Origin of the sequence: Flavobacterium frigoris PS1 (assembly GCF_000252125.1) — a bacterium.
GTDB classification, from domain to species: domain Bacteria; phylum Bacteroidota; class Bacteroidia; order Flavobacteriales; family Flavobacteriaceae; genus Flavobacterium; species Flavobacterium frigoris_A.
The window spans coordinates 768413-789461 of sequence record NZ_AHKF01000018.1; the positions used below are offsets into that span (position 1 = coordinate 768413).

Sequence of the window (21049 nt, forward strand, 5' to 3'; positions counted from 1 at the left end):
TGTTTATCCGTGAGATAGAAGTTATATGTACACTTATATTATTCATCGATACAAAAGTACACATATTTTTAATACACAGGCATGAATTTTCTTTTTCTAACAAAATTTTAATTAATTGTTATTTTGAAATCGTAAACGCTCCTTAAAATAGAGTTTCAAGGAGCGTTTATGGTCTTGTTAGGTCAGATCTTATTGTCTAAATTTATTTCTACTTATAATCTCTTTTAATTTGGCTTTCAAATCCTCGCCAGTATCGTAAACCATTTGTTCGTTGCTAGGAAAGGGAAGATTCCTTTTGTCAAAGTAGGAGTAGTAGGAATCATCAGTAGCTCGTTTGTCGCCTTTATATGTTGCATATGTGTTTTCAAAAACGGACTCACTTGCCAGTGGGAATGACTTTAATAACTGATGGTTTTTAGCATTAACGTAATCGACCTGTGCTGTTATTTGGCAAGCTTTAAATTGGCTAAACTCATAAATTCTCACTCGGATTGTTTTAAAATTGTCGACTTTTATAGGATTTCCTAAACTGTCTTTTACCACTTTTCCGTTTTTATCGATTAGGGTTCTTAGTCCGTCTTTTATTTTTTGTTCTTTTGTAATCTCTTTCTCTTTCAGCTGTTCTGGAGAGATATCAATTCTTCTAAAATTTAGAATTAGTTGAAAATCATAATCAACACCGTTCTCTGTATTGCTGTGATAGGCAGTCCATTTGTCATTCATGTCAAAAGTATTGAAATCCAAAAGATCATTCTGTAAACGGATAGGAAGCACCATGTTGGTTTCGTTGTTTAAAGATACTTTAACAAAATCAGTTCCCTTGAATTGTGCTTCTTCCATCAGGCTCAAAATGTCCTTGTAACCGGGATTAATCTGATCCAGGTAAACGAGGTCATCATAAGCTTTACGGTAATTCATTTTATTGACAGATAGTAACAGTTTTTTGCTGTTTGCATATAAAAAATGGGACAATGCATTTTTGGATTCAATGATTTCACTATTGTAATTATTGAATGGAAATTTGGCATTTCTACCTTCTTGCAATAATTTCAAAGGCAACAAGGGTTTGATTTTTTCTTGACGATTGTGTAACAATAAATAGGTGTTGTATATTTTTTCAAGATTCAAAGGATTTGCAGCCTGAGTCATTAGATTGACTAAATTCAAATCGCGCTCCTTTGCTTTTGCAAAAGCTTCTTCTAGTATATAGATGTAATCTTGCTTTCCTTTTTTGTCCTTGTTGGATCTTAAATTGGATACAGAATTGTCAATAGCATCGTCATAATTACCTGAAGTAAGTAAATTGCGTGTTTGTTTTACGCCACAAGCCGAAATAAAGAGTGTAATCGAAAGAAGGAGTATAGTTTTTTTCATATGGAATCGTTTAAACAAATGTATTTATTAGATTTTTTAAATTCAAAAGTAATGCCATAAAAAAACCATCAAAATGAATTTGATGGTTCTCTTATTTTGAATTAAGAATTATAACTCCTTTTTTATATAGACAGTTAGTTTTTGAAGATGAATTTAGTGTGCTCCGCCAACTTCAATTTCATGTCCAATACCTTGTTTTTTTAGTATTTCGATCACTTTCCAACCGTAGAATGCAATAAAAGCAAAGCAAAGAACTGGTATAAAATAAGAAGCATGAATACCAATGATATCAGCAAGTTTACCTTGTAAAGGTGGAATAATTCCACCACCCAAAATCATCATTACTAAAAATGCAGAACCTTGAGAAGTATACTTTCCTAATCCTGCAATAGCAAGAGAAAAAATTGACGGCCACATGATACTAAGAAATAAACCACCACTCATAAAGGCAAAAATTGCAATTGTTCCTGTTGTAAATAATCCAATTAGCATGGCTGTCATTCCCATTAAACCAAAAATCATTAATGTTCTTGAAGGTTGGTCTTTACCTAAGAAGAAACCACCAATTTGAAACACAATTACAAAAGCATAAGCATATAAAGGAGTGACATCTTGTCCCGAAATAGCATTTGCAGCTAAAACTACTCCAAAGGCGATATAAGGAACAACAATTAATAATATTTTTTTAAGTTGATTCGAAGGGTTAAAAACTGAAATTGCACCTGCCCAACGACCAATCATTAAACTTCCCCAGTACATTGACATATATGGTGCCAATGCAGGACCAGTGATAGATCCGAAATCAGCGGTTTTTAATAATTCACCTAGGTTACTACCAATTGTTACCTCTACACCCACATAGGTAAAAAGTGCTAACATCCCTAATACTAATTGTGGGTATTTCATTGCACCCCATCCCTCAGCATTTTTTTGCGCCGTCGCGTTGGCAAATAATAATCCAACTACAACAATTAGCAAGGTAGAAACGGTTAATCCGAGTCCTAAGTAATCTTTTTCGTTATTCTCTAAAAAGCGAGTGATAAACTCTGGGTCTTCATATCGAGAAAATATGTAAGCAAATACAGCTATCAAAATTACCGTAATGGCAATCAAGGTCTTCATTGCTTTACTTGCTGGTTCAAAAGTAGAATCGCTTTTTCCAGCAGGCAATTTTTTTGAAAAGAAGAATAATGCAGCAGCTAATAAAAATAGTCCACCAACAAATACATATAGTATTCTCATGGAATCTAAAGAGTTTTCTTTTTGTGCAAATTCTTCAATATTAACTCCGGCAATCACACCAAATAGTGCAATTGAAACAACTATCGGTCCTATTGTTGTTCCTAATGAATTAATTCCACCGGCAAGATTTAACCTGCTTGATGCTGTATGAGCCTCTCCAAGAGATGCTGCAAAAGGCTGTGCAGATGTTTGCTGTAAAGAAAAACCCAAAGCAACTATGAATAAAGCTCCAAGAATAAATAAGTAATTACCTTCTGTTACGGCTAATATCATCAAGGCTGCTCCAAAAGTACTTACTAAAAGACCATAGATAATCCCTTTTTTGAATCCCCAAGCATTAAGAATATCCTTTTTTGCCAAACTACTAAATATAAAAAGTAAAATTGCGCCAATATAATAAGCACCATAAAAAGCAAAATCAATAAGCTGACTCTGAAATTGATCTAAGCCAAATTTAGCTTTACAAAAAGGGATGAAAACTCCATTTGATGCACCTATGAATCCCCAAAAGAAAAACACGGTAATAAGCGTGTAAAGCGCCGAATTATTGGACTTTGTTTGTTCTGTATTCATAATTATAAAATAGTTTAATTTTAAGGTTAGTTAAATATTCTTTTTGCAAGACCGTAAATATATTTGTTAAGTGAATTAAAAAAAAACAATTTAGTATAAATCACGTTATATTTATAGAATACTCACTTTTTGTTAAATATTGCTGAATTTTATTTAAGAATTTCGCTATTTTATATTGAGTAAAGAATTTAATTGTAGCTTTAGAAATAAGTTTGCAAATTTAGTGGTTTGGAATTATGAATTTCGCAAATTGCAAGTTGAAGTAGTCGTGCAAACTGACTAATGCAGTTGTAAAGTAATCTGATTTCATAAAATGTATATCTTCATAAGAATGAAGTTAATTCGATTGAAGGACTGAAGTGAAAGTATTAAAACAAATACGAGAAAGCTTACATTGCTATGCTTTAGCCTTTCTGGAATATGAAGTTCTGGAATTGTAGAAGCGATTTAATTAATAAAAAGTAATATTAAAACCGACAAAAAAAACATATGCGATACATTTTATTTTTTCTTTTCGTTGTTATTAGTTCGACCGCACAAATAAAACTCGACGATTTAAACCTAATGCCTTGGCCTCGAGAAATCAGTCTTCAAGGCGGTAATTTTTCCTTAACAAAAAGCTTTAAAGTCAATATTACAGGAGACCCTAATTCTAGGATTTTTATTGGGGCAACCCAGTTTATTCGAAGATTGGATGGGAGAACGGGACTGTTTCTGGAACAAGCACATTTGACCAAAATAAATGAAGTTCCGGAAGCGGAATTACAAATAAATATTATTCGCAATGGCGAAATTAAATTAAAGGAAGATGAAAGTTACCAACTTACTGTTGTGTCTAATAAGATACTAATAAATGCCACAACAGATTTAGGGGCTTTGCATGGTCTGGAGACGCTTTTGCAATTGTTGCAAAATAGTAGTGCTTCTTTTTATTTTCCGAACGTTACGATTTCAGATTCGCCAAGGTTTATCTGGAGAGGATTAATGATAGATGCTGCAAGACATTTTCAACCAGTGGATGTGATTAAAAGAAACTTGGATGCTATGGCATCAATGAAAATGAATGTTTTTCATTGGCATCTGGCCGATGATCAAGGCTGGAGAATAGAAATGAAAAATCATCCAAAATTGAATGAACTGTCAACCGATGGAAGTTATTATACCCAAGAGGAAATCAAGAATATCGTAAAATATGCAGCCGAGAGAGGGATTCTAGTTGTACCGGAAATTGATGTTCCAGGCCACGCTTCGGCTTTACTAACTGCGTATCCTGAAATAGGGAGTAAGTTAGCCGCTGACCCAGCTTATACCGTAAAAAGAAACTCAGGTATTTATAATTCGACTCTAGATCCTACAAATCCAAAAACATATCAACTATTAGGTGAAATTTTTGACGAGGTATGCCCGTTGTTTCCAGGGGATTATTTTCATATTGGCGGTGATGAAAACAATGGCAAAGAATGGAATGCGAATCCCCAGATTCAAGAATTTAAGACGGAAAATAAAATGAGTAGCAATCATGATTTGCAAACTTATTTTAATATGCAATTGATTCCAATGTTGAAAAAACATAATAAGAAATTGATGGGTTGGGAAGAAATAATGACAGAAAATATGTCTAAGAATGCTATAATTCATGCTTGGAGAGGAACTAATGAAGGTCAAGCTTCTGGAGGTTCGCTTGCTAAAGCAGCGAAGAACGGTTATCAAACTGTTTTGTCAAATGGATATTATATTGATTTGATGCTTAGTATAGACAAGCATTATTTGAACGATCCAATTCCGAGCAATAGCACCTTAAGTTCCGAAGAAAAAGTAAAGATTCTAGGGGGAGAAGCAGCAATGTGGAGCGAACTTGTTACACCTTTAAATATTGATTCAAGAATATGGCCTAGAACTGCAGCCATAGCGGAACGATTGTGGTCTGAAGCGGATATTACAGATTTGAACAGTTTGCACAAACGTCTAAAGACGATTTCCTGGAGACTAGAGGAACTGGGAATTTCCCATATTAGGAACAAAGAGGTGATTTTAAGAAATATTAGTAATAACCAATCTACAGCTCCAATAAATGATTTGTCTAATGTATGTGAGCCTTTAAAGAACTATTCTCGTAATGGTGGTGGGAAAAAATACCGCATGCATTCACCGCTAACCCTGTTTGCAGATGCTTGTACTGCAGATGCCTATGATGCCTATGATTTTGACAAGGCGGTGATGGCCTATTTGGAAAATAAAAGCCCAGAGAACCAAATTGTAGTAACTGATTTTTTTAGGAAATGGATCGCTATGAATGGTCAATTGATTGATTTAAGTGCAAATGCGCCTTTAATTCAACCACTTTTACCTTTGTCAGAAAGTCTTAGTGAACTATCACAACTGCTATTGCTTAAGATTGAAAACAAGAAAATTGTACAGCCTACAATCTTGACTAATTTATTAGAAAAATGCAATTCTAAGAAAAATGCCGATGTAGAATTAGTAGTGTACAATAGTTTAAAAAAACTATCAGAAATGCCATAGACTGACGATTATTGTGGCTTTTGAATTGATATGATCCTGACGAACTTACGTCAGGATTTTTTTTGGATAATTAATATACTAGTAAGCAGAATGCAATTCATTAAAATCTGGTTTGCTACGCAAAAAATCAGTAATTTTTTGTACTTTTGCAAAAATTTTTATAAAAATAATTTATGCTAACAGTTAATAATTTATCAGTTCAATTTGGCAAACGAATTTTGTTTGACGAAGTAAATACAACCTTCACACATGGTAATATTTATGGAGTTATCGGAGCCAATGGAGCTGGAAAATCAACATTTCTCAAAATAATTTCGGGCGAAATGGATCCTACATCAGGACACATTCATTTAGAGCCGGGAAAACGTATGTCGGTTTTAAATCAAAACCACAATATGTTTGACGAGCATACCGTATTGGAAACCGTAATAATGGGGAACAAGACGTTATACTCTATAAAAAAAGAAATGGACGAGCTCTATTTAGACTATAATGATAAAAATGCAGATAGAATAGGGGAATTGCAAGTGCAATTTGAGGAAATGAGTGGTTGGAATGCCGACTCAGATGCCGCTTCTATGCTATCCAATCTTGGAATAACAGAGGAACACCATTATACATTAATGGGAGATCTTGAGGGAAAAATAAAAGTTCGTGTCCTTTTGGCACAGGCACTTTTTGGAAATCCTGATTTACTTATCATGGATGAGCCTACCAATGACCTGGATTTTGAAACTATCGCTTGGTTAGAGAATTTCTTGGCAAACTATGAGAATACAGTTATTGTAGTATCTCATGACCGTCACTTTTTAGACTCCGTTTGTACACATATATCGGATATTGATTTTAGTAAAATTAATCATTATTCAGGAAATTATACTTTCTGGTATGAATCTAGTCAATTAGCGGCTAAACAACGTGCACAGCAAAACAAAAAAGCCGAAGAAAAGAAACAAGAATTAGAAGAATTTATTCGTCGTTTTAGCGCGAATGTGGCCAAGTCAAAACAAGCCACTTCTCGTAAAAAAATGATTAGTAAATTGAATATATCGGAGATTAAACCTTCAAGTCGTCGTTATCCAGCGATTATATTTGATCAGGAGCGTGAAGCAGGAGATCAGATATTAAATGTTCAAGGTCTAAGTGCTTCTGTTGATGGAGAAGTATTGTTTAAAAACGTTGATTTGAACATGGCTAAAGGAGATAAAATAGTATTATTCTCTAAAGATTCACGCGCAACAACAGCCTTTTACGAAATACTTAACGGGAATAAAACTGCAGATTCAGGTAATTTTGATTGGGGAGTTACTACAAATCAAGCCTATTTACCAGTAGAAAATCATTCTTTTTTCGAGAGTGACTTGTCATTGGTTGACTGGTTACGTCAGTGGGTAAAAACAGAAGAAGAACGTGACGAGGTAAATATCCGTAGTTTTCTAGGTAAAATGATTTTCTCTGGAGAAGAAGCATTGAAAACATGTAGAGTATTATCAGGAGGAGAGAAAGTACGTTGTATGTTATCTAGAATGATGATGGAAAGAGCGAATGTATTAATGATAGATGAACCTACAAATCACTTAGATTTAGAGTCAATTACTGCTTTTAATAATTCATTAAAGAACTTTAAAGGATCTGTGATTTTTACAACTCATGATCATGAGTTTGCACAAACGGTCGGTAATAGAGTAGTAGAATTAACTCCTAATGGTGCAATAGACAGTTATATGACATTTGACGAATACTTGGATGATGAAAAAGTTCAAGAATTAAGAACAAAAATGTATACAAAATAAATAACACGAATCATTTATTATTAAACTCCTGCAATTTGATTGCAGGAGTTTTTTTTCGAATTATTTCTTCCCAAATAGTTTACTGATTACAAATAGAACGATCGCGAGTATAGCCACTACTATAATTATTCCTACGCCCATACCGGCTTTAAAGATTCCTCCAATCACGGAGCAGCTTGTAAATGAAATCAGTATTACAAAAAGTATGAAGATTTTTGTTCCTTTGTTTATCATGGCAAATTGATTTAAAATTGAATTATAAAATTACCAAATGGCAAAATAAATTAGTTACATAATTCGCATTGAATGTTATAAAATAGCTTTATTTAATAACTTAATTATTTGTACTATGGCTAGTGATTACTCTTTTGTAAAAAGTGATTAAAAACGAATAGATAAGCACCATTGGAATGCCTTTGGCATTAATCGACTTGGTTATCTGTATCAAATGATAAATGAAAACTATATTCTAGGGCTATAATTAATAAATCATAAATTTGAATTTGTATATTTGCGACACCAAACACACTACTTTACTATGACTCAAAAAGTTTTGCTCAATTCCAAAGAAGTCAATATCATTTTGCACCGTTTGGCCTGTCAGCTAATTGAAAAACACCTCGATTTTAAAGATACCATCTTGGTCGGTATTCAGCCAAGAGGAACTTTTCTTGCTGAGCGACTGAAAGAGCTATTGGAAAATGAATACGGGACTCCTGAAATCAAACTAGGCTATTTAGACATTACTTTTTTTAGAGATGATTTCCGTAGGACGGATAAGCCTTTAGAGGCAAATAAGACGAAGATTAATTTTATTGTCGAAAATAAAAAAGTTATTTTTATTGACGATGTCTTATTTACAGGCCGAAGTATTCGTTCTGCATTGACTGCAATCCAATCTTTTGGACGACCATCAGAAATAGAGTTACTTGTTCTAATAGATAGGCGCTTTAGCCGCAATTTACCTATTCAACCAGATTATAGGGGAAGACAAGTGGATGCCATAAACAACGAGAAAGTCAAGGTAAATTGGAAAGAAAATGACGTTGAAGATGTCGTTTATTTGATTACTAACTAATCAGTATAATTAAACGTTCAAAAAACTAAGCTGACAAAGCAATAATAATTGTAAAAGAATGAAAGAATTAAGCGTAAATCATTTATTAGGGATAAAATATATTAACAAAAGTGATATTGACCTTATTTTTGAAACGGCCGATCATTTTAAAGAAGTCATTAATCGTCCTATAAAGAAAGTACCTTCCTTACGAGATATTACTATTGCCAATATTTTTTTTGAAAACAGTACCCGCACAAAACTTTCTTTTGAGCTAGCGCAAAAAAGATTATCAGCAGATGTTATCAGTTTTTCAGCAGCTCAATCTTCAGTAAAAAAAGGAGAAACTCTTATTGACACCGTAAACAATATACTTTCTATGAAAGTAGATATGGTTGTAATGCGACATTCTAATCCTGGTGCTGCTTATTTTTTGTCGAAAAACGTAAAGGCAAGTATTATAAATGCTGGAGACGGTGCGCACGAACATCCTACACAAGCCTTATTGGATAGTTATTCGATTAGAGAAAAACTAGGAGATGTGGGCGGTAAAAAAGTAGTTATAGTTGGAGATATTTTACACTCAAGGGTGGCACTATCTAATATATATGCATTGCAAATGCAAGGAGCCGAAGTTAAAGTATGCGGACCAAAAACACTGATACCAAAACACATTGAGTCACTTGGAGTGACAGTGGAGCCCAACCTCAGAAAAGCATTAGAATGGTGTGATGTGGCCAATATGTTACGAGTACAAAATGAACGAATGGATGTGAATTTTTTCCCTTCAACAAGAGAATACGCACAACAATATGGTTTAGATAAAACCTTATTAGATTCGTTAAGCAAAGAAATTGTGATTATGCATCCGGGCCCTATAAATAGGGGAGTAGAGATAACATCAGAGGTTGCTGACTCGCATCAATCAGTTATTTTGAACCAAGTAGAGAATGGAGTTGCCATAAGAATGGCGGTAATCTATCTTTTGGCCTCAAAAATTCAGTAATTTCATAAATCTTCACTAACTTGGTTACATACTAATTTTGAAAATAAAAGTAGATGAAAGTAGATCAAAAAGGACACACGGTTACAATTAAAGATACTCAAGGCGATTTTACTTCTTTTTTGATGAAAGTGACTCACCAGTATAAAACATATGAAAAGCATAATATAATAATAGACCTTTCGTATCATAATGATTTGACTATAAATGACATCAAATTGTTTTCACCTTTATCCAAACAGCACAAAAAAGCGAAAAAATCTTTTATTATTGTAATCTCTGATTTTGACTATAATGCGATTCCTGATGCGCTTACTGTTGTCCCTTCATTACTAGAAGCGCATGACATTATTGAAATGGAAGAGATTGAAAGGGATTTAGGATTTTAAAAAAAACGCTAATCTTTAGGGTAGAATTTGGCTTCAAGCCTTTAATCGAAACTCATAATTTTGAAACTAACAATATTAGGTTGCTATGCAGCAACTCCACGCACCTTTACCAATCCAACTTCTCAAATTTTAGAAATTAAAAACAGACTTTTTCTGATTGACTGTGGAGAGGGCACCCAAGTACAACTGCGCAAAAATAAAATCAGGTTTTCTAAAATTAATCATATATTTATCTCCCATTTACATGGGGATCATTTCTTTGGACTGGTGGGTTTAGTATCTACTTTTACTTTGCTAAATAGAGCAACTGATTTGCATATTTATGGTCCCAAAGGGATTAAGGAAATCATTATGTTGCAATTACGTTTGTCTAATTCTTGGACAAATTATGGTTTGCATTTCCACGAATTGGAATCAAGTGATAGCCAAGTAATTTATGAAGATGAGAAAGTTACGGTAAAAACAATTCCTCTTAAACACCGTATATACACCAATGGTTTTTTGTTTCAAGAAAAGATAGATAAAAGGAAACTCAATGTAGATGCTGTTCAAAGCTTTGAAATTGATAGCTGTTACTACCAAAATATTAAAAACGGAAAAGATATCATTTTGGACGATGGGAGGCTTATTGAGAATCATCTGTTAACATTTGATCCTGTACCTCAAAAGAGTTACGCTTTTTGTTCAGATACCGCTTATAATGAAAAAATAATTCCACTACTAAGTGATGTGGATATCTTATATCATGAATCTACTTTTCTACAATCGGAAGAGAATTTAGCAAAAAGAACACTGCATTCCACAGCCAAAGAAGCTGCAACTATCGCTTTGAAGGCTACTGTCAAGCAATTAATTCTTGGACATTACTCTACTCGATATGAAAATATAAAATTATTTAAAGAAGAGGCTGAAACTATTTTTCCTCAAGTGCTACTGGCAGAGGATGGGAAAAGTTTTGATTTTTAATGTATTAGAATTCCAACAAATTTAAAAAGAATAAAAATGAATGATCTGAGTAACTATAGAAAATCCTATGAAAAGAGTGAGTTGTTAGAATCTAATATTCCGGAAGATCCAATCAACTTATTTAATAGATGGTTTCATGAAACAGAAGAATTTGGCGGTAACGAAGAGGTTAACGCTATGACGGTGTCCACAGTTGGTTTAGACGGCTTCCCTAAGGCTAGAGTTGTTTTGTTGAAGAAATTCACTGAGGATGGTTTTATTTTTTATACCAATTATAATTCAGAAAAAGGAAAGGCTATTGCCGCAAATCCTAAAATTTGTCTTTCTTTTTTCTGGCATAGTATGGAGCGTCAGGTAATAATTAAAGGAATAGCCCAAAAGACAACAGAAAACACTTCTGATAATTACTTTGATTCAAGACCCGAAGGAAGTAAGTTGGGTGCTATTGTTTCTAATCAAAGCGAGGTTATTCCTTCTCGTGCTTATCTAGAAGAAAATTTAAAACAATTAGAAGCAGATTTTGACAGCATGGTAATTCCAAGACCAAAACATTGGGGCGGTTTTTTAGTCATTCCCACGCAGGTTGAATTTTGGCAAGGAAGACCTAACCGTCTGCATGACAGAATACGATATACGAGTGAAGAAAACTTTTCTTGGAAAATAGAGAGGTTATCGCCTTAAAGTAAGAAAAGGACGATTATTTAAATTAAAAGATGTAGTTAGTCGATTATTTTTGGTAGTTAAACGGAAATATAAGTATGTTTGAGAAGAATTAGAACACATACAATATTATCCTAAAGGAGTTTGCCCCACAATCTACTTTAAACTTTAACTACTATATTATGAAAAGATATTTACTCCGTGCCGTATTACTTTCAGCAGTTATATTCACAATGAATTCTTGTTCTTCAGATGCTACTGAAGCATCTCCAGTAGAGGCAAAATCGCAAGCTGTCGTAAACTATACCTATAGCGCAAATGAATTAGAAGCGATGAAGTTGATAAATGATTACAGAGTTAGTGTTGGGTTAAATACTTTAGAAAAGATTAACCATATTTCATACAAGTCAGAAGAGCATGATAATTATATGATTACAAACAATGTGGTGAACCATGATGATTTTGTAGCTCGTTCTGAAAATATAATAAAAGTTTTGGGAGCAAAAACAGTAGGGGAAAATATAGCATATAACTACAGTTCGCCTCAAGCAGCTTTAAACGCTTGGTTAAATAGCCCTGCTCATAAACAAAATATAGAAGGTAATTTTACTCATTTCGGAATTGCCATAAGAGAAAATCCTACAACAGGTAAAAAATACTACACTAATATTTTTGCTAAAATATAGTTTGTTAAAAAAAGCATAGGCTGTATCCTTAGGATACAGCCTATGCTTTTTTTTGGGAATGCTGTAATTGTTGACGCTTTTAATCGAATATTGAATTTCTAAAAGAAATACATTTAATAAGTATGTGATTCAATAATAATTCACTTTATACTGCAAAAATCTCACTGTATATTGTAAGAAAAGTAAATAATCTATAGTTAAACTTATTTGAATTATTGATTTTTAATTAGTTTGTTCATATCCGAAAATGTAGTTGCTAATTTCAATAATTCGTAGTAATTACTAAACTTTTGAAATAATAGTCGAATTAAATTATTTGATAATCAAATTACTATAAACTTTATTAAAATTAAAATCACTTCCTTTATTATTACGTATGTTAATAATATGTATTATGAATTCTTGGACTATAGATTCTTCCCAGTCTACCTTAACCAATTTATATTCAACTACTTTAGTGTTTACAAAAATAGCTATAACAGCCTATTCTCATTGTGTTGCTGAAATTCAAATTATGGATTAAATTAATGCGTATCGAAAAAATATTATTTTTAGTTCTTTAGTAAAAAACAACTTTGTTTCCTTAAAAGCAGCGGGATGCACGATGATTATATGCTTAATAAATATGTAGTTAGTCATCAAAATTTTATTATTCGTTCTCAAGGCTTAATCGAGTCAATAGGAGCTAAATCAGTTACAGAGATCTTGTTTTTAATTGTAGCATATCTAGTCTTTAATCCTTGATTGGTCGGTACAAGGCAGAAGATAAATATGAAATGTTATTACTGCCATTTTGGTATTTCAATCAGAGTACGTTCAATTGACGGAAGAAAATATTAACAACTTTTTTTTCCAATACATAATTCTTTGTCTTTGTAATGATTTTTTCTTTTAGTTTTTTTTATTTTGGCTAAGCAGTAAGTATCGATTTAACTACTCTTAGATATATTCAGTTTAATATAATGACTTAAGTAAAAAAGCGCTTATGATTTAAGTTAATGAAATAGTTGTTAAAATTTTTTATTATAGAATATAAACATTAGTGTCTTAATGTAAGAAAAGGAAGATTATTAAAATTAAAATGTGTATTTCGTCGATTATTTTTGGTATTTAAACGGAAATATAAGTATGTTTGAGAAGAATTAGAACACATACAATATTATACTAAAGGAGTTTGCCCCACAATCTACTTTAAACTTAAACTACTATATTATGAAAAGATATTTACTTCGTGCCGTATTACTTTCAGCAGTTATATTCACAATGAATTCTTGTTCTTCAGATGCTACTGAAGCAGCATCGCCAGTAGAAGCAAAATCGCAAGCTGTCGTGAACTATACCTATACCGCAAACGAGCTAGAAGCGATGAAGTTGATAAATGATTACAGAGTTAGTGTTGGGTTAAATACTTTAGAAAAGATTAACCATATTTCGTACAAGTCAGAAGAGCATGATAATTATATGATTACAAACAATGTGGTGAACCATGATGATTTTGTCGCTCGTTCTGAAAATATAATAAAAGTTTTGGGAGCAAAAACAGTAGGGGAAAATATAGCATACAACTATAGTTCGCCTCAAGCAGCTTTAAACGCTTGGTTAAATAGCCCTGCTCATAAACAAAATATAGAAGGTAATTTTACTCATTTCGGAATTGCTATAAGAGAAAACCCTACAACAGGCAAAAAGTATTACACTAATATTTTTGCGAAAATATAATTAATTGTTTTTTAAAATTAGAGGCTGTTTACCCCAAATTGCAGTCTCTTTTTTTACTGTAGATTAAAAAAGCTTATTTATTATTTCCAGATAGTTCATTAAATATTGCCAACATTTCGTTGGCTTTTTCATTTTCGCCGATCGCCTTTAAAGATGACGAATAACGGTAATAATATTCCGCCTCTAAATCAGAAGTCATCGCAAATAATTCGCCATACCATCTGGCCGCCTTTTTCATTTCGTCGTTAAAGTAAAACTTATTTCCTAATTTTCGAAATATATCTATCGACTTGTATCCTTTCTCCGCAACTCGTTCGTAAGTTTTTATCATATATACGCTAGCATATCCATTCTTTTTCTTCAACGTATCTGTTGGTGTCATAATTTCGGGTTGCAATTTAGCCCTTGCCGCTACTGGGATTATTTCTTTTTGCGAATCCATTGGTTCTTCGGATTCTGTAAATCTAGGGGTTACAACCCGTATGTTGTTAGGTCCCAAATCAGTTGTGTTAATTAGACTTGAGTCAGATACATTATAAGTTGTAGTGTACCCTCCAAATTTCATTTTAATGTTTTCTTCAACATGGTATGATTTTACAGTCCTTAAAGTAATAGGGACTACTTCAGATTTCTGAACAGTTTGTTTTTCCTTGTCAGCTAATGTAATTTCGCGTTTTTGTGCAGTAGAGTTAAAGGAAAACACATTTATTATAATGATGTAAAAGAGTATATTGATTTTCATGATAATTATTTTTAGTAGAATATTTGGACTCTCATTTCATATATTTTGGCATTAAAAAATCCTATGTTATTTTAAAAACTAGTATAATTTTATAATTCAGTTATTAGGAATTCACTACGTCTGTTTAGTTGATGTTCGTCCTCCGTACAATTCACTCCATCTGAACATTTGTTTACCAGTTGGTTTTCACCATACCCTTTACCAACTAATCGGTTTTTATTTACGCCATTTTTGATTAACCAGTTAATTGTTGATTTGGCTCTTCTGTCTGATAGAGCCTCATTATATTTGAGTGATCCACGGCTATCAGTATGTGAACGAATATCAAGTTTCATTTTTGGGTACTGGTTCATCACATCCAAAATTTTCTCTAAGTCTAGTGCCGCTTCTATTCGAATATCCGATTTATCAAAATCAAAATAGATCATTTTTATTCCAAAACATTTTCCTAAATCATCTCCTATAGTCACCTGGCATTCTTCTTTTTCCAATTCTATCGGTAAGTTTGTCTTACCATTTTCTTTAGCAATAATTATTTTTTGTTCCTTGGTAGTATATTTTTCTTTTTGCGCCCTTATATGATAGGTTTCACCACATTCTACCGGAAATGAGTATTTGCCTTTCTCATCCGAATTAACCGTGGCAATAGCAGTAAATCGAGAATCAAACAGACTGACTTTGGTGTCTGGTAATATTTCTTTGTTCTGCATGTCTGTTACCTCTCCGTATAGTTCCTGCTCGCAAGTAAGTCTTCTTAGTTCTAGGAATTTATAAATGTCATCGTATCCTTGTCCACCATCTCTATTAGAGCTAAAGAAACCTTTTCTCGATTTGGTGTTTATCCAATATGCAAAATCATCCATTGGAGAATTAACATCCATCCCTACATTTTGTACTTTATTAAAAGTAGCATCGGTACTTATTTTTGATACAAAGATATCGAGTCCCCCGAGGCCAGGATGACCATCTGATGCAAAATAGATTTCATTTTCATCATTTACGAACGGAAAGGTTTCCCTTCCTTCGGTATTGATTGTTCTTCCAAGATTTTCTGGGTTTCCGAAAGTGCCATCGTCATTTATCTGCACTTTAAACAAATCTGATTGTCCGATCGTACCCGGCATATCTGAAGCAAAATACAATGTTTTTTCATCGGGACTTAAGGCGGGATGAGCCGTACTGTAGTTATTACTGTCAAAAGGAAGCTCGGTCACATTAGCCCAGCTGTCATTCTCTAAAGTGGCTTTATAAATTTTAACTAACGTAATGTCATTTCCATCCTTTCCTTTTTTACCATCTAGATAGTTATTTCGGGTAAAGTACATCGTTTTCCCATCTTTGGTAAATGTAGGAGTGGATTCATTAAATTTGGTGTTGACACTTTTATCAAATTTGTAAGGTGTTGCCGGAAGCTTTTCTTCCCCTAGATCTGCCACATATAAATTTGTAAAGTATTGATTGGTCCAAGCATGTTTTCGATGCCCTAAACTACCGGTATCCCTAGCTGAAGCAAATACGATTTTATTTAAATAAATAGCTGTTCCATAATCAGAATATTGTGAATTGATTCCAGCATTCTCAATCTCATACCTACCTGAATTTTCCTTAATTGCTTGTAGATAGTTGATGTCTTTTTCAAAAAGTTTTGCCCGCTTGTCATTTCCCGAGGATTGATTAAAACTTTTCATCATATCGTTGGCTTTGTTATTGTCGCCAATGGAACGTAAGGACTGTGCATATCGGTAGTAATATTCTGGTTCTAGATCAGAAGTCATAGCAAATAATTCGCCATACCATTTAGCGGCATCTTCCAATTTAGCATTAAAATAGTATGCATTGCCAAGTTTTTTAAATATGTCCACTGATTTATATCCTTTTTCTGCCACTCTTTCGTACGTTTTTATAGCATCTACATAGGCATAGTTTTCATATTTTTTGTCGGCTGAAGCTATTCTAGCTTTTTGTGAATAAATGTTAAATGAAAAAACACTTATTATAGTTATGTAAAAGAGTATGTTATTTTTCATAATAATTGTTTTTAGAAGAATCTTTGGGTTGTCATTTTTTTATTTTTTCTGAATAATTCGTAGCGTAAGAAAATTTCATGTGAACCAGAGTTATAGTTGTCCAAATTAGTTGTTTCAAGATCATATCCATAACCCAAATACAAACCATCCGAAACTTGGAACCCGACCATAGCACTTACAGCAGCACTCCATCTATAGGCTAGTCCAAGTACTAACTTTTCATTAAACATTAAATTTCCAGATATATCTACTTGTAGTGGGGCTCCTTTGACCATTTTTGTTAACAGGGCCGGTTTGAATTTGATAGAATTATTTAAGTCAAAAATATAACCGGCAATTAAATAATAGTTTATTTTTTCTTTAAAAACGGCCACTTCATTATCATCATAACGGTTAGTTTCTATAAAATTGGGAACTGATAGGCCTACATATGCTTTATCAGAATGTAGATAGACACCAGCTCCAATATTAGGCGAGAATTTATTGTTGTAATCTTGCAAACTGGGGTCATTATCTACAGGATTTAATCTAGAGACATCTAAATCAAATAAATTGGCGGTTGCCTTGATTCCAAAAGACAATTTGACCGTTTCAGATGTTGGGACAGTATACGATAAATCTGCAGAAATAGTATTCTCATGAATGGGGCCAATTCTATCGTTTATGATAGATACCCCTAACCCCAAACGGCTTCCATAAAAAGGAGTATTTACTGATACCGCATTTGTTACGGGTGCGCCATCAAGGCCAACCCATTGAGTACGATGTAAAGCAAAAATACTTAAGGCACCTCTGGAACCAGCATAGGCAGGATTAATATTGATTGTGTTATACATATATTGAGTAAATTGTGCATCTTGTTGTGCAAAACTAACAATGGTTGTAAACATCAAAACGAAAGAGAATATTTTTGTTTTCATAATAGATATTTATTAAATAAATTATCAATCAAACGATACATTCTTAAAAATGTAGTCTTGATAATTAAGTTTACTGTTTTTATTTCAAAAATAATAGGATTATAATATGGTTTTTCACTACCTAAAACCTGGATTAAATTTTCAGGTAGTGAATACCTTTTATCGTGTTAGATATAAAAATCCATCTTTTCTATTATTATTTAAACCTCCAGTACCATCGATAGAAGTATAGTTCAAAATGTAATAGTAAGTTCCAGTAGGCAGACCTGAGGACTGACTAACAGTTGCTCTTCCTCTTGAAATTCCATCAAAGTAATTGCTTTGACTATTGTAATCCTTAGTTTCAAAAACAAGTACTCCCCAACGATTATAAATTTCAACTGAATTGTTGGGATAACACAATACATCTTCTAGGTTATCAATTACAAAGATTTCATTTATTCCATCTCCATTAGGAGAGAATGCATTATGAACGGTTATAGTTGCACAACCTAAAACAATTGCGGCTTCAACAGTTGCACTATCCTCGCCAGAGATTGGTAGTTCATCTGGAGCAAATCCATTAGCTCGAGCTATATTGGTTACAAAACCTCTCACTCTGTCTTCTTGTGTAACAGTATAATTTTGAGTGTAATCTTTGGTGCTACCAGGTGCTAAAGACTCAATTGTAGTACTTAAACCAGTAAGATCATCTGTAACCGTTATTTGATAAAGAGTAACATTTCCGGTATTTGTTACTGTTATAGTGTAATTAAGAATGTCTCCTACAGAACTATAATTTTCGTTATTGGCTGTTTTTGTTACTTGTAATTCTGGTGAAGCTATAAATACACTAACTGTAGCTGTATCACAATTACTAGAATTTAATTTATCGCAAATTTGATAGGTTAGCAAATAATTTCCAGCAGGAGTTCCAGCAGTCACATTAATAGCGCCTGTACTGGTATTAAGTGTTATACCAGGATTGGTCGTAGAAACTTGAATTAAGTTTATATTGCTTAAAGTGGCAGGATTTCCGTTTAAAGTATCATTATTAAGGACATTTTCAAGTGATTGTCCTCCAACTGCAGTAGTAACATAACCACCAATATCATCTATAGCATCGATAACGGCTGCAGAAACAGTAACTGTTATAAGTGCATCATCACAGTTAGTTGGATTAGTAATCTCACATATTTGATAGGTGATAGCATAGATACCTGTGGGTGTTCCAGGTGCTACAATTACCTCCCCTGTGATCGCATTCAGTGTCACTCCATCAGTTGGATCGCTTAAAGCTATAATTGTCACTTCAGATGGATTTATTTCTTGACAGTTAAGCAAATCATTGGTAAGTACATTTGGTATCGCAATACCTCCACTAAAACCATTTATAGGAGTAGCGGTAACGTCATCATCATTTGCTACGATATAATTTGTTACGGTTAATTTAGTTTCACAAGTTGATTCATTTCCACATGCATCTTCCACAGTTAAGGTTATTGTTGTTATTCCAGCCATAACCTCACTACCAGCAAGAGGAGATTGACTAACGATTAATGACTCAGAAGGAGTACAGTTATCTGATACAATTAAAGTAGAAGTAAAGTCAGGTACTAAAGCTTTACAGCTTGAATCTGACGCTATAGTTTGTTCATTTGCACAAGAAATTATTACAGCTGTAGTAGTGTCCTCAACGGTAATAGTTTGCGATTTAGAGCTGCTGTTACCGCATACATCTGTAGCGGTCCATGTTCTAGTCAAAGTATACTTATTTATACAATCACCATCTGTTCTCACTTCTTCGTAGCTCACTATAGGGTTATCGTCACAATTGTCAATAGCCGATACATCTTTTGCAGAAGCAGAACGTATCACATCACATTCTACTGTTACATCCTCAGGTATTTCCCCTAACAAAGGAGCAGTAGTATCCTGTACGATTATAGTTTGCGATTTGGAACTACTGTTACCACAAACATCTGTAGCGGTCCATGTTCTGGTTAAGGTATAGTTGCTGATACAATTACCGTCTGTTCTTACTTCTTCATAGCTTACTTTCGGATTGTTATCGCAATTATCGGTAGCCGATACATCTTCTTCCGAAGCTGTAGGAACGGCATTACATTCTACTGTTATATCGGAAGGTAATTCTCCTAACAAAGGTGCGGTAGTGTCTTGAACGGTAATTCTTTGCGATTTGGAACTACTGTTACCACAGGCATCTGTAGCGGTCCAAGTTCTGGTTAAGGTATAATTGCTGATACAATTACCATCTGTTTTCACTTCTTGATAGCTTACTATTGGGTTATTATCACAATTGTCAGTAGCCGAAACATCTTCTGCTGAAGCAGTAGGGACTTCCTCACATTCAACCGTAATATCGACAGGTATTTCACCTAAAACAGGACTGTTAGTGTCTTGAACGGTAATTTTTTGCGATTTAGAACTACTGTTGCTACAAGCATCTGTAGCGGTCCAAGTTCTGGTTAAGATATAGTTACTCGTACAATTACCATCTGTTCTCACTTCTGCATAAGTTACAGTTTGATTTGTTTCACAATTATCAGTAGCCGTTACATCTTCTGCGGAAGCTGTAGGTACAGCATCACATTCGACCGTCATATCAGCAGGTACTTCCCCTAATACTGGTTTGATTGTATCATTAATAGAGAATGTAGCTGTAGTTGTAGAAGCATTACCACAATTATCTTTTACCGAAAATGTAACGGTGACACTTGTTGAACAGTCATTAGATAATGCATTAAAATCATTAGTCCAATATAAAGTTTTAGAACAATTATCAGTTGCTATCGCACCACCATTTGAATTTAACCAATCGCTCAACTGTGTTTGATTTCCTTGTCCATCGCAACTAACTAAAATGTCTGATGCTTGTGTTGCGATTTGTGGAGGTGTAGTATCTTTAACAGTGATAATTTGAATACGGTCTTCAGCTTTATTTCCACAAAGATCCATTAGAGACCAAGTTCTGTTAATTGTAGATGAGCCATCACAAGGACCTTCGGTGATTTGATCATTATAAGTAGCTTGAATACCTATAGAGCAATTATCATTCTCGTCGGTTACATCGCCTGTAATTGCTACGGATGAATTATAAGAACAAGATTCATTTGTAGCTATTATTATATTTGAGGGAGCGGTAAAAGTTGGTGGCGTTTTATCATCAATAGTAATAGTTCTAGAAACATTAGCGACGGTTCTACCACAGCTGTCTGTCGCTGTCCAAGTCTCAATTACTTTACCATTACAATATCCAGAAACTGCTGTTGTAAAGGTAGAAGCATTAGAAGTGCCACTGATTAAACAACCTTCACTTAAACCGTTGCTAAAAGCGATTGTAGTAGGTTCGGGCAAAGCGCCGCAAGCTACCGT

At 33.7% G+C, this 21049-nt stretch carries 17 protein-coding genes; 10 read left to right on the top strand and 7 right to left on the bottom strand.

Features of this window, described 5'->3' with window-relative positions; genetic code table 11:
- Nucleotides 1–189: 189 nt before the first annotated feature.
- Together HJ01_RS12070 and HJ01_RS12075 are read right to left on the bottom strand one after the other, a co-directional pair.
- Nucleotides 190–1374: a hypothetical protein gene (locus HJ01_RS12070; protein WP_007138716.1), complete on the bottom strand. Its 1185-nt coding sequence runs from the start codon at nucleotides 1372–1374 to the stop codon at nucleotides 190–192.
- A gap of 153 nt (nucleotides 1375–1527) precedes the next feature.
- Nucleotides 1528–3189, bottom strand: coding sequence for a hypothetical protein (locus HJ01_RS12075; RefSeq protein WP_007138717.1), 1662 nt, complete (start codon nucleotides 3187–3189; stop codon nucleotides 1528–1530).
- A 489-nt stretch (nucleotides 3190–3678) separates the two neighbouring features.
- Here HJ01_RS12075 and HJ01_RS12080 point away from each other — a divergent pair, with 489 nt between their 5' ends.
- Both HJ01_RS12080 and HJ01_RS12085 read left to right on the top strand, forming a co-directional pair.
- The gene (locus tag HJ01_RS12080) at nucleotides 3679–5712 is read left to right on the top strand and encodes a beta-N-acetylhexosaminidase (RefSeq protein ID WP_040473884.1); all 2034 of its coding nucleotides are present in this window, start codon (nucleotides 3679–3681) and stop codon (nucleotides 5710–5712) included.
- A gap of 173 nt (nucleotides 5713–5885) precedes the next feature.
- Nucleotides 5886–7505: an ABC-F family ATP-binding cassette domain-containing protein gene (locus HJ01_RS12085; protein ID WP_007138719.1), complete on the top strand. Its 1620-nt coding sequence runs from the start codon at nucleotides 5886–5888 to the stop codon at nucleotides 7503–7505.
- 60 nt (nucleotides 7506–7565) lie between these two features.
- Here the strand turns inward: HJ01_RS12085 and HJ01_RS17755 are convergent, their stop codons facing one another.
- Nucleotides 7566–7739 carry a hypothetical protein gene (locus tag HJ01_RS17755; RefSeq protein ID WP_162829161.1) on the bottom strand — a complete coding sequence of 58 codons (174 nt, stop codon included), beginning with the start codon at nucleotides 7737–7739 and terminating at the stop codon, nucleotides 7566–7568.
- Nucleotides 7740–8043: 304 nt separating this feature from the next.
- Here HJ01_RS17755 and pyrR point away from each other — a divergent pair, with 304 nt between their 5' ends.
- From pyrR to HJ01_RS12120, 8 genes are all read left to right on the top strand, one after another.
- Nucleotides 8044–8583: a bifunctional pyr operon transcriptional regulator/uracil phosphoribosyltransferase PyrR gene (pyrR, locus tag HJ01_RS12090; RefSeq protein ID WP_007138720.1), complete on the top strand. Its 540-nt coding sequence runs from the start codon at nucleotides 8044–8046 to the stop codon at nucleotides 8581–8583.
- A 58-nt stretch (nucleotides 8584–8641) separates the two neighbouring features.
- Entirely contained in the window at nucleotides 8642–9568 is a 927-nt protein-coding gene (locus tag HJ01_RS12095; protein WP_007138721.1) for an aspartate carbamoyltransferase catalytic subunit, read from the top strand.
- A 53-nt stretch (nucleotides 9569–9621) separates the two neighbouring features.
- Complete coding sequence (locus HJ01_RS12100) at nucleotides 9622–9954, top strand: hypothetical protein (protein WP_007138722.1); 333 nt, start codon at nucleotides 9622–9624, stop codon at nucleotides 9952–9954.
- Nucleotides 9955–10014: 60 nt separating this feature from the next.
- Nucleotides 10015–10920 (top strand): ribonuclease Z, encoded by a 906-nt coding sequence (locus tag HJ01_RS12105; protein ID WP_007138723.1) that lies wholly within the window; start codon nucleotides 10015–10017, stop codon nucleotides 10918–10920.
- Between the two features lie 36 nt (nucleotides 10921–10956).
- Nucleotides 10957–11601 (top strand): pyridoxamine 5'-phosphate oxidase, encoded by a 645-nt coding sequence (gene pdxH, locus HJ01_RS12110; RefSeq protein ID WP_007138724.1) that lies wholly within the window; start codon nucleotides 10957–10959, stop codon nucleotides 11599–11601.
- A gap of 161 nt (nucleotides 11602–11762) precedes the next feature.
- Nucleotides 11763–12266, top strand: coding sequence for a CAP domain-containing protein (locus HJ01_RS12115; protein WP_007138725.1), 504 nt, complete (start codon nucleotides 11763–11765; stop codon nucleotides 12264–12266).
- Between the two features lie 394 nt (nucleotides 12267–12660).
- The gene (locus tag HJ01_RS17975) at nucleotides 12661–12789 is read left to right on the top strand and encodes a hypothetical protein (protein WP_007138726.1); all 129 of its coding nucleotides are present in this window, start codon (nucleotides 12661–12663) and stop codon (nucleotides 12787–12789) included.
- Nucleotides 12790–13478: 689 nt separating this feature from the next.
- Nucleotides 13479–13985, top strand: coding sequence for a CAP domain-containing protein (locus tag HJ01_RS12120; RefSeq protein WP_007138727.1), 507 nt, complete (start codon nucleotides 13479–13481; stop codon nucleotides 13983–13985).
- A 73-nt stretch (nucleotides 13986–14058) separates the two neighbouring features.
- Here HJ01_RS12120 and HJ01_RS12125 read toward each other — a convergent pair whose 3' ends face one another.
- The 4 genes from HJ01_RS12125 to HJ01_RS12140 all read right to left on the bottom strand — a co-directional run.
- The gene (locus HJ01_RS12125) at nucleotides 14059–14727 is read right to left on the bottom strand and encodes a hypothetical protein (RefSeq protein ID WP_007138728.1); all 669 of its coding nucleotides are present in this window, start codon (nucleotides 14725–14727) and stop codon (nucleotides 14059–14061) included.
- Between the two features lie 89 nt (nucleotides 14728–14816).
- On the bottom strand, nucleotides 14817–16754 hold the full coding sequence (locus HJ01_RS12130) for an OmpA family protein (RefSeq protein WP_007138729.1): 1938 nt from the start codon (nucleotides 16752–16754) through the stop codon (nucleotides 14817–14819).
- Between the two features lie 11 nt (nucleotides 16755–16765).
- Complete coding sequence (locus HJ01_RS12135; protein ID WP_007138730.1) at nucleotides 16766–17674, bottom strand: type IX secretion system membrane protein PorP/SprF; 909 nt, start codon at nucleotides 17672–17674, stop codon at nucleotides 16766–16768.
- 159 nt (nucleotides 17675–17833) lie between these two features.
- A partial coding sequence (locus HJ01_RS12140) for a T9SS C-terminal target domain-containing protein (RefSeq protein ID WP_040473886.1) occupies nucleotides 17834–21049 on the bottom strand: 3216 nt, incomplete at its 5' end.

What these genes read in the sequence shown, in the direction of transcription:
- HJ01_RS12075 (WP_007138717.1), bottom strand. Translation starts at nt 3,189, where the DNA reads ATGAATACAGAACAAACAAAGTCCAATAATTCGGCGCTTTACACGCTT.
- HJ01_RS12095 (WP_007138721.1), top strand. Translation starts at nt 8,642, where the DNA reads ATGAAAGAATTAAGCGTAAATCATTTATTAGGGATAAAATATATTAAC.
- HJ01_RS12120 (WP_007138727.1), top strand. Translation starts at nt 13,479, where the DNA reads ATGAAAAGATATTTACTTCGTGCCGTATTACTTTCAGCAGTTATATTC.
- HJ01_RS12115 (WP_007138725.1), top strand. Translation starts at nt 11,763, where the DNA reads ATGAAAAGATATTTACTCCGTGCCGTATTACTTTCAGCAGTTATATTC.
- HJ01_RS12070 (WP_007138716.1), bottom strand. Translation starts at nt 1,374, where the DNA reads ATGAAAAAAACTATACTCCTTCTTTCGATTACACTCTTTATTTCGGCT.
- pyrR (WP_007138720.1), top strand. Translation starts at nt 8,044, where the DNA reads ATGACTCAAAAAGTTTTGCTCAATTCCAAAGAAGTCAATATCATTTTG.
- HJ01_RS12080 (WP_040473884.1), top strand. Translation starts at nt 3,679, where the DNA reads ATGCGATACATTTTATTTTTTCTTTTCGTTGTTATTAGTTCGACCGCA.
- HJ01_RS12085 (WP_007138719.1), top strand. Translation starts at nt 5,886, where the DNA reads ATGCTAACAGTTAATAATTTATCAGTTCAATTTGGCAAACGAATTTTG.
- HJ01_RS17975 (WP_007138726.1), top strand. Translation starts at nt 12,661, where the DNA reads ATGAATTCTTGGACTATAGATTCTTCCCAGTCTACCTTAACCAATTTA.
- HJ01_RS12130 (WP_007138729.1), bottom strand. Translation starts at nt 16,754, where the DNA reads ATGAAAAATAACATACTCTTTTACATAACTATAATAAGTGTTTTTTCA.
- HJ01_RS12135 (WP_007138730.1), bottom strand. Translation starts at nt 17,674, where the DNA reads ATGAAAACAAAAATATTCTCTTTCGTTTTGATGTTTACAACCATTGTT.
- pdxH (WP_007138724.1), top strand. Translation starts at nt 10,957, where the DNA reads ATGAATGATCTGAGTAACTATAGAAAATCCTATGAAAAGAGTGAGTTG.
- HJ01_RS12100 (WP_007138722.1), top strand. Translation starts at nt 9,622, where the DNA reads ATGAAAGTAGATCAAAAAGGACACACGGTTACAATTAAAGATACTCAA.
- HJ01_RS17755 (WP_162829161.1), bottom strand. Translation starts at nt 7,739, where the DNA reads ATGATAAACAAAGGAACAAAAATCTTCATACTTTTTGTAATACTGATT.
- HJ01_RS12125 (WP_007138728.1), bottom strand. Translation starts at nt 14,727, where the DNA reads ATGAAAATCAATATACTCTTTTACATCATTATAATAAATGTGTTTTCC.